The organism is Ralstonia sp. TCR112, assembly GCF_007997035.1.
In the GTDB taxonomy this organism is placed as follows: domain Bacteria; phylum Pseudomonadota; class Gammaproteobacteria; order Burkholderiales; family Burkholderiaceae; genus Ralstonia; species Ralstonia edaphi.
This window is the reverse complement of the sequence record NZ_VOSS01000027.1, coordinates 16,171-31,762: the sequence shown is the minus strand read 5'-3', so window position 1 is coordinate 31,762 and position 15,592 is coordinate 16,171. Positions and strand designations below refer to the sequence as shown.

Annotated in this window: 11 protein-coding genes and 1 pseudogene; 5 read left to right on the top strand and 7 right to left on the bottom strand. The window is 63.7% G+C overall.

The genetic code is table 11. The features are described 5' to 3' along the window. Positions 1 to 57: 57 nt before the first annotated feature. The 5 genes from cpaB to FUT88_RS09585 form a co-directional block, all read right to left on the bottom strand. On the bottom strand, positions 58 to 987 hold the full coding sequence (cpaB, locus tag FUT88_RS09605; RefSeq protein ID WP_147214773.1) for a Flp pilus assembly protein CpaB: 930 nt from the start codon (positions 985 to 987) through the stop codon (positions 58 to 60). 52 nt (positions 988 to 1,039) lie between these two features. Beyond that, positions 1,040 to 1,543, bottom strand: coding sequence for a TadE/TadG family type IV pilus assembly protein (locus FUT88_RS09600; RefSeq protein WP_147214772.1), 504 nt, complete (start codon positions 1,541 to 1,543; stop codon positions 1,040 to 1,042). Positions 1,544 to 1,607: 64 nt separating this feature from the next. Beyond that, the gene (locus FUT88_RS09595) at positions 1,608 to 2,072 is read right to left on the bottom strand and encodes a prepilin peptidase (RefSeq protein ID WP_410003874.1); all 465 of its coding nucleotides are present in this window, start codon (positions 2,070 to 2,072) and stop codon (positions 1,608 to 1,610) included. 92 nt (positions 2,073 to 2,164) lie between these two features. Then, positions 2,165 to 2,344, bottom strand: a complete 180-nt coding sequence (locus FUT88_RS09590) for a Flp family type IVb pilin (protein WP_147214770.1) — start codon at positions 2,342 to 2,344, stop codon at positions 2,165 to 2,167. Positions 2,345 to 2,911: 567 nt separating this feature from the next. Beyond that, positions 2,912 to 4,036 (bottom strand): collagen-like triple helix repeat-containing protein, encoded by a 1,125-nt coding sequence (locus tag FUT88_RS09585; RefSeq protein ID WP_147214769.1) that lies wholly within the window; start codon positions 4,034 to 4,036, stop codon positions 2,912 to 2,914. Positions 4,037 to 4,526: 490 nt separating this feature from the next. Between FUT88_RS09585 and FUT88_RS09580 the strand changes: the two genes are divergently transcribed. The 5 genes and pseudogenes from FUT88_RS09580 to FUT88_RS09560 all read left to right on the top strand — a co-directional run bounded on the left by FUT88_RS09580 (position 4,527) and on the right by FUT88_RS09560 (position 12,315). Beyond that, positions 4,527 to 5,879 carry a collagen-like triple helix repeat-containing protein gene (locus tag FUT88_RS09580; protein WP_147214768.1) on the top strand — a complete coding sequence of 451 codons (1,353 nt, stop codon included), beginning with the start codon at positions 4,527 to 4,529 and terminating at the stop codon, positions 5,877 to 5,879. Positions 5,880 to 6,146: 267 nt separating this feature from the next. Beyond that, positions 6,147 to 7,820 carry a ShlB/FhaC/HecB family hemolysin secretion/activation protein gene (locus tag FUT88_RS09575; protein WP_147214767.1) on the top strand — a complete coding sequence of 558 codons (1,674 nt, stop codon included), beginning with the start codon at positions 6,147 to 6,149 and terminating at the stop codon, positions 7,818 to 7,820. 130 nt (positions 7,821 to 7,950) lie between these two features. Then, positions 7,951 to 9,203, top strand: a pseudogene (locus tag FUT88_RS09570) (helix-turn-helix transcriptional regulator). A gap of 304 nt (positions 9,204 to 9,507) precedes the next feature. Continuing rightward, the gene (locus tag FUT88_RS09565; protein WP_147214766.1) at positions 9,508 to 11,595 is read left to right on the top strand and encodes a putative bifunctional diguanylate cyclase/phosphodiesterase; all 2,088 of its coding nucleotides are present in this window, start codon (positions 9,508 to 9,510) and stop codon (positions 11,593 to 11,595) included. Positions 11,596 to 12,006: 411 nt separating this feature from the next. Further along, positions 12,007 to 12,315, top strand: a complete 309-nt coding sequence (locus FUT88_RS09560) for an H-NS family nucleoid-associated regulatory protein (protein ID WP_147214765.1) — start codon at positions 12,007 to 12,009, stop codon at positions 12,313 to 12,315. A 118-nt stretch (positions 12,316 to 12,433) separates the two neighbouring features. Here the strand turns inward: FUT88_RS09560 and FUT88_RS09555 are convergent, their stop codons facing one another. Then, complete coding sequence (locus tag FUT88_RS09555) at positions 12,434 to 13,975, bottom strand: methyl-accepting chemotaxis protein (RefSeq protein WP_147214764.1); 1,542 nt, start codon at positions 13,973 to 13,975, stop codon at positions 12,434 to 12,436. 173 nt (positions 13,976 to 14,148) lie between these two features. Next, a complete protein-coding gene (locus FUT88_RS09550; RefSeq protein WP_147214763.1) occupies positions 14,149 to 15,567 on the bottom strand; it encodes a PAS domain-containing protein in 1,419 nt (472 codons plus the stop codon). Positions 15,568 to 15,592: the final 25 nt, after the last annotated feature.

The following is a 15,592-nucleotide window of genomic DNA, read 5'->3' as shown; positions in this document are numbered from 1 at the left end:
GTCGATGCGCAGGCCGCCAACACCAGCGTGCCCACATAACCGCGAAGGATGGCGGCGTCAGTCATGTTGCTCCTCACGTTTTCCTGCGCGGATGATTTCTACGCCGCCGGTGGCAGCTGTACTGGTACGTGCGGTCGCGTGCGTTGATGCCACCACCGGCAGCGGCGGCACCTGGAGCACCGGTGAGCGGCGCGCCGCGCCGGTCAGGCTGGCCATCGACACGCCGGCCTGCGCGACGTCCATCGGGTTGCGGTTGCCGGCGGCCAGCAGCGCCCCGTCTTGCGGCTTCACGGTCGGCTCGGCATCGTCGCCCGGATTGCGCAGCGCCAGCAGTAGACGGCCGCTCTGATGCGCCATGGCCAGTTGGCTGACCGCCTCCACCGGCACGGCCAGCACTGCCGTCTTGGCCTGATCAACCTTGCGCGTGACCCCGTTGTTCTCGGGCTGTTTCTGCGTCCCTTCATTGACCGCCAGCGGGCCAAACGCCAGCACGCGCAGGTGCGGCAACAGCAGGCGTGCCTGGCTGTCTTGAACCTCCTGGCCGTCCTTTCGCATCACAAGAAACACGTCCACGTAATCGCCGGGCATGACGCGGTTGCCCACGCCGATCACCTCGTCCACGTTGATGGCGACCGCGCGTTGCCCAGCCTCCACCTGTTGCGCGAGGCCCGATGACAACTGCGATGCAATCAACGGCACACCCACTCCGACCGGCAGAATGGGCTCGCGCCCCACCACCTTCGTCACGTCCGAAAACCCCTCCGCCGGATTAATGGGCAACTGCTCGATGGCTACCTGGTCCGCGGTGATCGGCTTGCCGGCCTCCAGCGGTTTCGTGGTCACGACAACGGGATAGACGGTCTTGCCGTCTTTCTGCGCGGCCACGGGCGCTGGCGGGCGATGCGCCGTCTTCCATGCCACGGCGCCAAGAATGGCAGCGAGCAGCAAGAGCGCGGCGGCAAAGATCTGGAGGTGTTTGCTGGTCATCTGGGCGGCGTGTCCGGGCGGTCGATCGAGAAGGTCAGCGAACTGATTTAGGTCAGGAGCCAGGCACCAGCTGCACGACGGCAGAGCCCGTCAGAGTGTCCGGTGCGGGCAATAGCGGTATCGAAGGCAGCAGCGGGTTGTTGCCGGAGGTCACGGGCATCGTCAGGACCACGCTCAGGCATTGCATGCCCGCCACGTTCTGGCAATTCACCAGCGGGGTGCTGTTCTGATTGGTCTGGACCCGCCCGCTAAGGAAGGTGGGCAGCACGGACGTCACCGCCGCATAGGCGGCTGCCACGCGCTGCGTGTTGGAAGGCTGATAGCGGAGCGCCGCGCGTGCCCCCTCTTCCGCAGCCAGGGTCAGCGCCTGCTGCATGGCGAGGATCACGCCGTAGTACACGATGCCCAGCATGAGCACCAGCAGCACCGGCACGACGACGGCAAATTCGACTGAAGCTGCGCCGCGGTTGCCGCACCGCCAAGGGCGGCGGACAGCACGCGTGCGGACTTCCGGGTGCATGCGAGCACCCTCCCGTTCCCGTTGCAATGTCGGCATGGCCGACTCCTTTCTTATAGGCAGGCCGCTTGGCGGCTCTTCTTCAACGCTTCAACTGTCTGAACTACATGCCCGGCAGCCATGGCATGCGCATCACTGAAGGCACCCATGGCAGGCTCAGCAACCCAATCGCCATGTAGGCGGCGTACGGAATACCCCGACGCCCTGCCCCAGCGGTATCCCAGCGGGCGATAGCCGGGCACACGCGCATCACGATCCAGGCCGATGGAGAAGACGCATCAAGCTGGCGCAACGCCATGATGCCGAGCGCGTGCAGGCCGGAAAGCATGCTGGAGACAAGCCATACGGCCACGAGGCCATGCCAGCCTGCCAGCAGGCCGACGACAGTGAAGAACTTCACGTCGCCGGCGCCCATCCAGCCGAGGGCGTACAGCGGCAGAAAGCAGGCAAACGCGATCACTCCGCCGAGCCAGAAGTCGCGCCAGTCATAGGCAAGATCCTGGACTCCGCCGAACTTGACCAGGATGACGGACAGCACGACCCCCGCCGCAACGAGCCAGTTCGGCACCCGTCTTGAACGGAAATCCTGCGCAATTGCAACTAATGAAAGGACGACAACCGCTGCCCAGCCTGGCGTATCGACGTGGCCGTACCAGGTTGCTAGCAAGCCACGTTCTTGTTGACGGCCTGGCAGATGGACGCAAACACGCCCTCAAGCTTGGTACCGAGCGTGGTCACGATCGTCACGATGGCGGCGGCGATGAGACCAGCGATCATGCCGTACTCGACGGCAGTGGCACCTTGTTCGTCACGGATGAACTTCAGAATGGCGTTCTTCATGATTCTCTCTCCTGTTTGCACTCGCCCGCGGATGTGTTGATCCCGACCAGCTTCCGGCGCTCCAACCTTAGCCAGTTCATATTTGGTAATAACGGATAAAACGCATGGGGATTTACTGCGATGACACAAACAGCAAAAAATTTCGCTGCCGGTGTCGTTCCACTAATGGAACGAAATTCAGACATCACCGGACGCGCGTGTCCCGAACACGTCCGATGATCACCGCACGCCCCCCATGGGCCACCATTTTGTTCGACGTGTCACGTATGTCACGTAACACGTCGTAACATCTTTATAGGCGTGCGCGCCGCAAACAAAATAACTCAATTGAGGTACTTGCCTCAAATTAGAATGAAGTCTCTATTTAATTTTACTAAAAACGCGCCAACCCTCTGAAAAATAATGGAAATCCCCTAATGATCCTAAGATTAATCCTATTAATAGGACGGGTTTCCCATTAATCCTCGGGGTCGGTCTGAACGCTCCCCATTTCTGTCCAGGCAAAAAAAGGATGCGCGAGCGACGGGAACACGCCCGCGCACCTTCAAGAGCACAGACAGGTACTGCTCAGTGCGCCAGGCTGCCAACGCCGCCCAGCAAGTTGGTGACAGGGGCCAGCGGATTGCCGCCCGATGTGCCGCCGGCCGCGCTGGTCGCGCCGCTCAGCAGGTTGGTGACGGGCGCCAGCGGGTTGCTGCCACCGGCTGCGCCGCCCAGCAGGCCCGTGACAGGGGCCAGGGGGTTGGAGCCGCCCGATGCGCCACCCAGCAGGCCGGTCAACGGCGCCAGCGGGTTGGTGCCGCCGGTGCCGCCGCCCACACCGCCGAGCAGACCACCCAGCGGATTGCTGCCCGCCGAGCCGCCCGCCGTGGCAACGCCACCGATTGCGGCGACCGTCGTGCCCACCGAAGTCACCACCGGGCCGAGGTTCGAGACTACCGGCACGCCCGTTCCGGTGATGGTGTTGCCAACGCCGGCAACGCCGCCGCCTACCGTCCCCAGCAGGTTGTTCAAGGCGCCGCCGAGGCCCGTCGAATCGCCAATCATCTGGGTGGCGCCGCTGACCTGTGTGGTGACCGGCACGATGGCCGTGCTCAGTTGCTGCGTCACCTGCTGGACCGCGCCGGAAGACAACGCGCTGCCCAGAAGCGTGCCGCCGCCGATCAGCGCCTGGCCAATCTGCTGAACGCCGCCGCCCACCGGTTGGGTGATCGGCGCCAACGGGGCGCCAGAGCCTTGACCGAGGCCTTGCACGAGCGAGCCGGCGCTCACGGTTGCCTGGCCGAGGTCCGTCACGACATTGCCGGTGCTGGCCACGGTCGTACCGATCGGGTTGGGGTTCTGGCCCATCTTGCCGAGCCCGGTCTGGATGCCCAGGCCGAGATCGCTGACCGCCTTGCCGGTGTTGTCGACAGTACCGCCCAGCCCGGCCTTGGCCTGATCCGACAGGCCCGGAATGTTTGCGTTCTGAAGTGTCGAGCCGAGGCTGCTGATTGCCTGGCCGGTCGCGACAACGGTGTTGCCGGTGCCGTTTGCGACCTTGCCGATGGGCGTCACGCCCGTCGTGTCGCTCGGGCTCGGATTCGGCGAACTGCCCGAGCCGGAGCCTCCCGAAGAGCAAGCCGCCAACATGAGAGCGGCAACAGCGCAGGCCAACGGCGCAACGCGAATGGAGTATCGAATGTGAGTCATGGTCCGTCCCCTTCTTGGAATGATGTGTCTTGATGTCTGAGCTCGGTATTGCGGACTGCGGGCCACATTCTGCAAATGGCATGCCAGGCGCAGCAGAAAACCGGTTCAGTTTTCAGGAGACGGCGTGGTTATTGGATTTGCGGCTAGCACGTCAGGTGTTACCCCACCCTGAATTCGCCGCGTTACCCCTCCCAAATCCGTGTTCCGCACGTTACGACGTAACGTGACACGGAACACATTCGCTCCCGACATAACCGACAAAGCAAACGTTTAGCCCCTACTTTGGTGGGGTATGTAAATCCCATATTCTGGTTAGTTTTCACATTCGCTCCATTTTTATTGGGTCAAACGCCGCAAATTCCGATACCACGTTACGCATTGCGTAATAATGTCGACATGGCACACCGTTTGCAGAGTCCGGCCACCTCACATCAACAGTGAGACCCTTTCCAGCTGATTAAAGCGGACTTTTTAAAACGGGAGATCCATCATGAATAAGAACATCAAGTGCCTGGCCGCCACCATGGCAAGCCTGTTGGTTTTGGGTGGTTGCGCCAGCTCCGGCTCGGGGGACATGGGCAGCTCGCTGGGAGGTTCGAACGGCGGCGGCTCCAATAACAATGGCGGCGGTTCAACGCCGACGCCTTCGCCGTCCCCCTCGCCCTCCCCGTCGCCGTCTCCTTCGCCTTCGCCGTCCCCCAGCCCGACGCCAGCACCTGCTCCGCTGACACCGACGGGTGCCGTCCTCAACAATACGGGCGGCATTGTCACGGCGGCTGGCTCGACTGTGAGCGGCCTCGGCAAGACCATCGCCACCGCACCGCTGCCCTCGCAACTGAGCGGTGTGCAAAGCGGCCTGGGCGGTGTGGTTGAAAACGCCGGCGCGACGGTTTCGGCGCTAGGCACGGGCGTGCAGAACGGGCTGGGCAGCATCGGCCGCAACGCCAATCCGGTTGGCACCACGGTCTCCAGCCTCGGTAACGTGGTAACCGGTGCGGGCAACACGGTCACGAGCGCCGGCACGCTGGTCAACAACCTGGGCACTGGCCCGCTGGCCCCGCTGGCGCCGGTGACGACACCGCTGGCAGGCGTGGTCACGCAGGTCGGCCAGGCCGTTGCCAACGGAGGCGGCACGCTGGGCACGGCCCTGTCGACCGGCCCTGTGGAGCAGCTCACGCAGCAACTGAGCACGGCGATCGTGCCGCTGACCTCGCAGGTCACCAGCGGTACGCAGACGCTGGGCGCGGCCACGGGCCTGGGCTCGCCGGTCAACTCGCTGCTCGGCACGATTGGCGGTGCAGTCGCCAATGGCGGCACGACCCTCACCGCGGCCAATGTTCCGGTGGTAAGCGGTCTTGGCGGCGTGGTGACGGCCACGGGCAACACGGTTGCCGCACTGGGCGGCGTGGTGTATTCGCCGACGGCATCGGGCGGCAATCCGCTGGCGCCGATCACGGGCCTGCTGGGCGGTCTGGGTGGCGCAACGGGCGGCAGCAGTCCGCTGGCCCCCATTACGGGCGCCCTCGGTGGTCTTGGCGGTGCAGGTGGCTCCAGCCCGCTCGCTCCCATCACCGGCGCACTCGGTGGCCTTGGCGGCGCAGGTGGCGCCAACCCGCTAGCTCCGATTACCGGCGCGCTAGGTAGCCTGGGCGGTGCGGCCGGTGGTACCAGCAACCCGTTGGGCCCAATCAGCGCAATCACGGCTCCGGTTGGCGGTGTGGTCACCACGGTGGGCTCGGGTCTGACCTCGGCGGGTTCAGCGACGCCGCTGGCGCCGGTCACCGGCGCGGTGGGCGGTCTGCTTGGCACGGTGGGCACCGTACTGGGCGGCACGCCGCGCTAAGCCACGATCCACCTTCGGCGGACCGGCTATCACGCCAGTCCGCCGCTGTCGCGTTTCAAACGACCCGGTGCCGCGCAATGCGGCATCGTCATTGGGCTGGCTACCACGCACCTACGCACCCCGCTATCTACCTGGGCCGTTGCGCCGCGTGAACGCTCCCTGTATGTGTCTTGTTGTAAAGCACCATGTCTCGCGGTTATCGTTTGATGCAACGCGCGGCTGCACGGCTTCGCGACACCACAAACGAAAATCACGGAGGAGACAGGCGTGCGGACCACCACCATGCGGTTGGCCCTGGCCACAGGCGTAGCACTGACCGGCCCGGCACTGAGCTGGGCCCAGAGCAGCCCCAACCAAGGCAACCCGATCGACACGCTTCCGAAGGTCGATACCTCCCGTCCGCCCCAGCAGAAGATTCAGGTGGAAGTGCAACGGCCGAATCCGGCGCTGGAAAACCTGCTCGCCTCGCATCTCACTCCGACCAAGTTCCAGATCGAAGGCGTCAAGACGCTGCCGTTTCCCGAAGTCGCAGCGCATTTCGCGCCGCTGGCCGGGCATGACGTCACGGTCGCGCAACTGCTCCAGGCTGCGAACGATGTCACCAAGCTGTACGCCGACCGCGGTTTCCCGCTCTCGTTTGCTTTTGTGCCGGCACAGACCTTTGAAGGCGGCGTCGTGCGCGTCACGGTGGTCGAAGGCTATGTGGCACGCATGCGCATCGAGGGAACGCCCGGGCCATTGGAAGGCCGCCTGCGAGACATCTCGCAGCGCCTGATGAATGAGAAGCCCCTGCGCCGCGAAACGTTCGAGCGCGTGACCGGCGTGCTGGCGCTGCAGCCCGGCGTGCAGATCACCGCGACCGTGCAGCCGCCTACCACCACCGATGGCGCGAGCGAACTCGTGTTGAACGTAAAGCGCCAGCCATACACCATCGGTACGGGCGTTGAATACCGATCGCCCGGGGTGCGGGCCATCATCACCGGCACGCTCAACAGCGTGACGCCGCTGGGCGAACAGATCACCGTGTCGACACTGCAACCGCGCGGGTCGGACCATGAGACGTTCTACTCCGCCACGTGGGCACAGCCGATCGGCACCGACGGGCTGCTGGCCAAGCTGACGTGGTCGCACTATCGCGGCATGCCCGAGAATCTGCCGCTGGAGCAACTGGGCTATCAATCGCGCTACCTGACCGACACGCAGCGGCTCGGGTTGTCATTGACGTATCCGGTACTGCTGTCGAACACGCGCAACCTGACGGTGACGGGCACCTTCTACGGCAACGACGACAAGCAGCGCTATACGCCGCAGAACCCCGGTTTTGCGCAGACCGAACTGGATGCCAAGGTGCGCGTGGCGGGCGCCGAAGCGCTTTACACCGAGGTGAACCCCGGGGAAACGCGCCGCGCGTCGCTGGGCCTGTATCAAGGCATCAACAGCCTGGGCGCCGGCAAGTCGCCCAACAACAACGTCGACCTCAGTTTCTTGCGCACGCGCATCACGGCCAGCGAAGCGCACGACCTCCCGCTGGGCTTCGGCGTGGTGGTGTCGGGTGCGGCGCAGTACAGCGGTGCGGTGCTGCCGTCATCGGAACAGATCAGCTTTGGCGGCCGCTTCTTCGGTCTCGCCTACCCGGCCGGTGAAGTAGCAGGCGATCGCGGCTGGGGCGCCTCGGTTGAGCTCAACCGCGCATTCCAGGTATCGATGGCTTACCTGAAGACCGTGCAACCCTACGTGCTGTATGACACCGCCAAGGTCTATTCGAACGCGGGCACACTCGTGCACGACCAACTCGGTTCCATCGCGCTGGGCGTGCGCTTCTCCGACCGGAAGTACTACACGCTGGACCTCGCCATCGCGCGCCCGGTCGGCGACAAACCGATCAATTCCAGCTCCCGCAGTCTGCGCTTCAACGCGGCCTACACCTACCAGTTCAACTGACACGCGCGGCATCGTGAACATGTGAACGAACTTTTTATATTTTTTATATTTTCAGCGCTGAAAGTCGACCATACTCCCCTCTCAAGGGGGGGATACATCGCCGCCGGAATTTGGGAGCATCGAAAGCGGAATGTTAAGTTTTTCCAAAGAGTTGCCGATTACCACAGAAGTCGCGCAGAACAACAATAATCATTACAGCGACGGCGGCATCACGCCGCACCACGCCGACAGCAAGGGATTGCACCCTGAGCTGTCGCAATACGCACCGGGGGCCATCATGCTGCAACGTCTATCGGATGACGCAGAATTCCATCGACTCGTCGATACCATCTACGAGGCGGTACTCGAGCCTGCGCAGATGCCGATCGCCCTGGCCCTGCTTTCTGTCTACGCCGGCGCCGAAAGCGCACACTATTTCGTCTGGGACAAGCACACCGACACGCCCCGCCATGGCGTTTCGTCGGGCTGGTGCCAAGACTGTCCGCAACAGGGACACTGCAACACCTTCTGCCAAGACCTCCAACTGTCCGACACCGCGCAACCCGAAGAAACGCGTCGGCCGCGATGACCCTGATCGATACGCCCGACATGCGCGTCATGATGCGCCTGCGCACGCGCGACGACGATCTCTCCGAGGTCAGCGCCATCGAGCGCGAAAGCCGCCTGCAGCGCGTGCTGCCGCACCTGCAGCGGGCGGCCCGCATGCAGCAGCGCAACCTCGAACTGAACGAACTCGCCGCGCTTGGCATGGCCGGGCTGGATACGCTGGACTTTGGCGTGATGGTCATCGAGCGCAGCATGCGCGTGAAATACGCCAATGCCTGGGCGCGCACGATGACGACGGAAGACGACCGTTTGTCGCTTGATGGCAGCCTGTTGCATTCGGCAGACCACACGCACGACGCAGCGCTGCGGAACCTCATCGAACACGCCGCCGGGTCGCTCGGCGTACAAGGCGCGGCCGGTTCGTGGATGTACCTGGCGCGCGACGGCCGGCCGGTGCCGTTCATTGCCACGCCGCTCACGCCTTCCGATGCGATGCGTTCGTCCTGGGCTTCGCCGCTGGCGCTGGTGCTCGTGGGCAATTCCGAGGCGCGCTCCGTCATGGACGCCGGCGTGCTCGCTTCGCTCTTCGGCCTCACTAACAAGGAATGCATCGTCGCTGCGCGGCTGGCCGCAGGTGAAACCCTGCAGGAAATTGCCGAACGCGAATTCCTCTCGCTGCACACGGTACGCGTGCACATCCGCGACATCCTGCGCAAGACGGGGACGCATCGCCAGTCCGAACTGGTACGCCTGCTGCACCTGCTGCCCAGCGTCGACCTCGAACGTGCCGGTGCCGCCACGCCGACGGCGCGCCGGCGCGGCCGCCTCAACGCCTGAGTTCACGCTCGGCGGCCGCTCCGACTTCGCATCACTTCCGACGCCCATTCACGGGCGTCGATCCATCCGCGTATACCCGGCTCACGTTTCGCCGGTTTCTGCCGATCCTTCAAGACAGGCGTCGCGCCGTCAGGCTTGCTTGATGCAAAGCGGTAGCGGCGAATGATCCCGACGCATTCTGTGAATAGCGCGCAACAAACGCACCTTTTCGCGGCCTGAAACGACAGGTTTTTGCGCTATCCTCGCCGCAAAACACAGACTAGGCGCTGGTCGTAGATCGGGGGGCCGCGCCGGATGCGCTTGCATGCATAACGATTTCCATATTGCGCTGCTGCTGTTTGCGTGGGTCAGCACTGGGCTGACCACGTTTGCCGCACTGGACGCTGCGACACGTCTGCCGGGGGGCTCGACGATCGCAAAACGCCGCAACTGGCGCATCGCCTGCGCGGCCATTCTTGGCATTGGGTTGTGGTCGGGGCTTTGGCTCGGCCAGCTCGGCCTGCATCGGCAGGTCGGCGCGCCCATATCCGCGCCCATTGCGGCGACGCTCATGACAACGCTGGCCGCAGCGCTGGCGGCGTTTTCCATCTTGCTGCCAGACCCATCGGCTTCCAATGGCGCACAGGCTTCGCAGCGACGTAGCATTGCCATGGGTGCCGTGGCGCTTGGCATCGGGCTGTTGGCGACGGAGCTGTATCTGACGCGCCCGTGGGTGCATGACGAGGGCTTGTCGCTGCGCCGTGCCTTGCTTGGCTGGGGCGGCGGTACGACGGTGCTCGGCGCAGGCGTGTGCCTGGCGATGTGCATGGCATTTCATATGCCGCCCGCGCAGCGTCGCGCCGCTGTGGGTCTGCGTGCACGTGCCGCCGCCGTGCTGGCCACTTCTGCTGTGCTATCGCTCGTGCTGTGGCCAAGCGCCGCGGCATGGCCGGCCGACGAGTCGACGACGCATATCGTGCCCGTCATCATGCTCAGTGCCGGCGGCGTGCTGATCGCACTGGGCTTGCATGCCGTGCTGATGATGCTTGAAACCCGGGTCGACTCGGCGCAGGCACATCTGGAAGCATCGCTGGCGCGGGTGGCGAACCAGGCGCCGCGCCCGCAACTGCACGACGCGCTGACCGGACTGCCGAACCGCCTGCATCTGCGCGAAGCGCTGGAGGCGGCCATCCTGTCGTCTACACGGCGCGGGCGTCCGTTTGCCCTCTTCTATCTAGATCTCGACAACTTCGGACAGATCAACGACCAATACGGCCGCAATGCCGGCGACCGCGTGCTGCAGATCATTGCCGAGCGCCTGCGCCAGGCCATTCGCGGCGAAGACACCGTGGCGCGCCTGGGTGGCGACGAATTCGGCATCCTGGTGGAAGGTCTGGCGCTGCCCGAGGCTGCCGCCACCATCGGCGACAAGCTGCTGTTCCGCCTGCGCGAATCGGTGGAAGTGGAAGGCCGGCGCCTGCGCGCCACCGCCAGCATCGGCGTCGTCGTTCATCCGCACAACGGCGCGACGGCAGACACGCTGCTCGAACATGCCGACACAGCCATGTTCGATTGCAAGCAGTCCACCGGCAACGCCTATCGCTTCTTCGAGCCGCGCCTGAACACCACGGCGCACCGCGTGCTGCAGATCCAACGTGCGCTTTCGCATGCGGCCCTCAACGGGCAGCTGTCGGTGTACTACCAGCCGAAGTTCGATGCGCGCACGCAAGCCATGACCGGCGCTGAGGCGCTCCTGCGCTGGAACCATCCGGAGCTGGGCCCGGTGTCGCCGGCGGAGTTCATCCCGCTGGCCGAACGCACCGGCACCATCGTTGAACTGGGCGACTGGGTGGTCGAAGAAGTCTGCCGCCAGATCATGCATTGGGATGCCATCGGCATGTCGCCGCAGCGCATTGCCGTCAACCTTTCGCCACGGCAATTCCAGCAGCCTGATCTCGTGCAGCGCCTGTCGCAGATCCTGCATCGCTATCAGGTTGCCGCGCATCGTCTGATGTTCGAGATTACCGAGACGGCCGCCATGCGCGATGCCGGTCAGAGCATCGCGGTCATCCGCCAGATCCAATCACTCGGCTTTGAGGTGGCCATCGACGACTTCGGCACCGGTTATTCCAGCCTCAGTTATCTGCAGCGATTTCGCGCCCAGCAGATCAAGATCGATCGCGCGTTCGTCTCTGCGCTCGACGACAACCCGCCCGAGGCAGCCGCCATCATTCGCGCCATCTGCGCCATGGCGCACTCATTGGACATGACCGTGGTGGCGGAAGGTGTGGAAACCGAAGCGCAAATGCAGGCCCTCGTGAATCTGCAATGCGATCAGGTCCAGGGCTATCTGCTGGCGCGTCCAATGCCGGCCAAGGATTTTCAGGGGTTACTTGGAATCGAGTACGCCTGAACCGATCGCCTCAAATAGGCGGCACAGAAAATGCGCCATTTCGATGCATTCACGCCTGACCTTTCATAAACCTTTCATCTTCATATTCGGAAATATTTGGCCACGTCGGCCGGCGATTGCCGAAGCAATGAAGCAGTCACATAAAAACATTGTGTAGAAATTGCGTAGTGGCTGCACTGGACCGATTGCAATACAGGCCAATGGTTTTGCAATGATTCATGTGTTTACGATTTCGACACATCGCGCAAAACCCCGCCCCGCGCAGGTTTGCGCAAAATGCAGTGCGGCAGAAAATCCACGTCGTTGACATGAGGTCTTAACGAAATTCAATTCTCTCCTGCAAAGTCGTTATAATGCCCTGGGCTACGGGGAGCGTGCCCACGTTTCAATTGCAAAGCTGAGGAATCCATAATGCCGACTTACAAGGAAATCGTTCAGAAGATCTCTGAACTGCAGCGCCAAGCCGATGAACTCCGGGCAAATGAACAAGCGACGGTGATCGCTGAAATCAAGCACAAGATCGTGGAATACGGCCTGACCGCCGAAGACCTCGGTTTTGGCACCAAGGGCGCCGTGGCCTCGAAGAAGGCTGGCCGCAAGGTGCCGGTGCGCTACCGCGACAACAACGGCAACACCTGGACGGGTCGCGGCAAGCGCCCGGGCTGGCTGGTCAAAGAGCTGTCGTCGGGCCGGAAGATGGAGGATTTTCTGGTCGCCTGAGCAGCGCTTTCAGCGCAGCATTCCGAGCCCGCACAAAGAGGCGCGCCGGAAACCACACAAGAGAAAGGCCGGCGAATTTGCCGGCCTTTTGCCTTTCTGCGCGACAGAAGCCGGGCAGTTATACCTGGAAGCGCCCCACTGCCGTGCGCAGCAATTGCGCCTGCTCTTCCAGTGACAGGGCAGCGGCGGCTGCCTGTTCCACGAGCGCGGCATTCTGCTGCGTCACTTCGTCCATCTGGTTCACGGCCTGGTTGACCTGCTCGATACCGGAACTCTGCTCTTCAGACGCCGCAGAAATCTCGCCCATGATGTCCGTGACGCGCTTCACTGCAGTCACCACGTCCTGGATCACCACACCGGCCTCTTCCACCAGCGCCGAGCCGTTCTGCACACGGCCCACCGAATCGCCGATCAACTCCTTGATCTCCTTGGCCGCGCTCGCAGAGCGCTGCGCCAGGCTGCGCACCTCTCCGGCAACGACGGCAAAACCGCGGCCCTGCTCACCCGCGCGCGCCGCCTCCACGGCTGCATTCAGCGCCAGGATGTTGGTTTGGAAAGCGATACCTTCGATCACACCGATGATGTCGGCAATCTTTTTGCTGCTCTCGTTGATGCCGGACATGGTCTCGACCACCCGGCCGACCACCTCCCCGCCCTTGACCGCAATATCCGACGCGTTGACGGCGAGCGTGCTTGCCTGACGGGCGTTGTCGGCGTTCTGCTTCACGATGCTGGTCAGTTCTTCCATGCTCGATGCCGTTTCTTCCAGCGAAGACGCCTGCTGCTCCGTACGCTGCGAGAGGTCGGCATTGCCGGCGGCAATCTGCTTGGTGGCGCTGGCGATGGAATCGGCCGAGTTCTTGATGTCGCTAATCGTGCCGGTCAGTTGCTGCTGCATCTGCGACATGGCGAACAGCATGCTGTCCCGATCCCCCGGGCGCGTGTGCACCTGCAACGCCAGATCGCCGCTGGCGATGCGCGCGGCGATGTCCGCCGCGTAAGCCGGTTCACCGCCCAACTGGCGTTGCAAGCCGCGCGTCACGGCCACCACAACCACCGTCATCACCAAGCCAATACCAAACAGCAGGCTCAGCGATTGGATCAGGGATGTGCGGAACGCTGCATCCACATCATCGATATACAGCCCCGTCGTCATCGACCAGTCCCAAGGCTGGTAGTACGAGACGTAGGTCAGCTTGGGCTCAGCCTTGTCGCTGCCGGGCTTGGGCCAGAGATAGCGCACGAACCCGCCGCCCGCCTTGGCCGTTTGCGCGATGTCCACGAACAGGTGTTTGCCTTCCGGATCCGTTGCGGCGGACATGTTCTTGCCGACCATCTCGGGCTTGATCGGGTGCATGACCGATACGGTGTCGGTTCTCGACAGCGAGAAATAACCGTCGGTGCCATAGCGCATGTCTTTGAGGCGCGCGATGGCCTGGGCCTTGGCCTCGTCCACCGTCATCTTGCCGTCCTGCGCCAGCTGGGCGTATTCCTTGATGACGCTGAACGCCGTTGCGCTGACGTTCTGGAGATCGCGTTGCCGCTCTTCCATTCGCACGGTGCGCGCGCCCCATGCACTCCACAATGTGATGACAAGCAGGCACAGCCAACTCAGGACGAGCGGCAGCCACAGCTTCTGACGAAGCGTGAGTCGATTCATCTTCCTTCCCTCCAAGCGTTTTCTTTTGTCCGCAAGGCACAGATGCATCGCGGCGCTCCCCTGGCGCGATTACACGCGCTCTGCTTGAGCTATCGAACGCGCGCAGGGAAAACTTGAGTAGGGCATGTACCCAGGAAGACGCTGCCGATTGTAAAAGGCGGGAAAAAGAGACTTCAACGCAACGCGTTGGGGTTGATGCTTGGAAGCGCGCCGCTGCCGGCTGACGCAGGAGCGGCTGTCGGTGCGGGTTGAGCGGGGACCGCCTCTACAGCAGAAGAATCGATCGGCGACCACGATTCCCACAACCCATGGCTACGCAGCGTTTCGGGTGCTTCGGCAACGGTCGAAGCGGCTGCCACGGCAATTTCTGCCAGGGCTGCCTTTTGGACCACCTCAATATGCGAGCCCGCCATGCGAACCGCATGGCCACCGGCGTCTCGCACCGCAACGCCGTGCGCGGCCATCTGGCGATAGCCGCCATCCTTGTGCCGCATGCGGAATTCCGCCACGTACGCCGGCGTGTTGCCGTCAACATGTGCCTGGATGCGATTGAGCACCATGGGCAGATCATCCGGATGCACCAGTCGGAGATATTCGCTGGTGCTCGGGCCGATTTCCTTGAGCGTGTAGCCAAGCATGGCCGCAAAGCGCGTGGAAAACTGCGCCGCGCGCGTGACCAGATCGAACTCCCACAGGCCGACATCTGCACCGTCGAGCAACAATTGGTGGCGGGCAACGAGTTCGGCTTCGCGGCGGCGGTAGCTCTGCTCCAGATCGTTGAGCGCCTGTACGGTTTCCTTGCGCAGCCGGATTTCGCGCGCGGCGACGGCAGCCGCGGTGTCGCCCGTGGCGCGATCCCGATAGCCCAGCAGCAGAGCAGCGAGCACCGTGGCAACCGCCCCCATCACGAGCAGCAGCCCCAGCCCCGCCGGCGCATTGGCGGGCACGGCGGAGAGCGTCGAAAACGAACCCGCGAGCGACGCCGTGTACACCGCATCCGCCGTCAGCGCCGTGCCGAACAGCACGCTCACAAACAGGCTCACGCCCGGGCGGCGCACCGCCACACCGGTCGCGCCTGACCGCGCCGAGAGTGCCAGCTGCAGCGCCGCCGCGCACGCCACCGCCGACAAAACAATCACGATACCCAGCAGCCCAGCGTCTTCCCACGCAGTGGCGCTGAAGCTCGTTACACCCGCCAACAACAACACCGCCACCGGGCCGCTCACGCTCAGGAACACGCCCAGCAACATGGCGCGTATCAGGCCCGCCCGCCCGCCGAGTACGCACCACAGCGCGGCAACAGCCAGGCTCCAGCAGAACGAAGCCAGCGTCATCACGAGCACAGCGGTGTCTTCGTGCAGCGGCCAACGTGCAAGCAGCGGCAGCAGCGGCACGGCCCACAGCCCGATCGCGGCAAACAGCGCTGTCATGACCAGCGGCACGCGCGTGCGCGACGCGGTAGCGCTGCGCAAGTCATCGAGCAGGCGCAGCAGCAAACTGCCTGCGCCACAGGCCACGACAAAAGGCAGCAGCGCAGGCAACAACGCGTGCGCCAGCGTATTGACCAGGTGAACGATCAACGCCTCATCCACGACGGGGCATCTCCTGCGGGTTCGA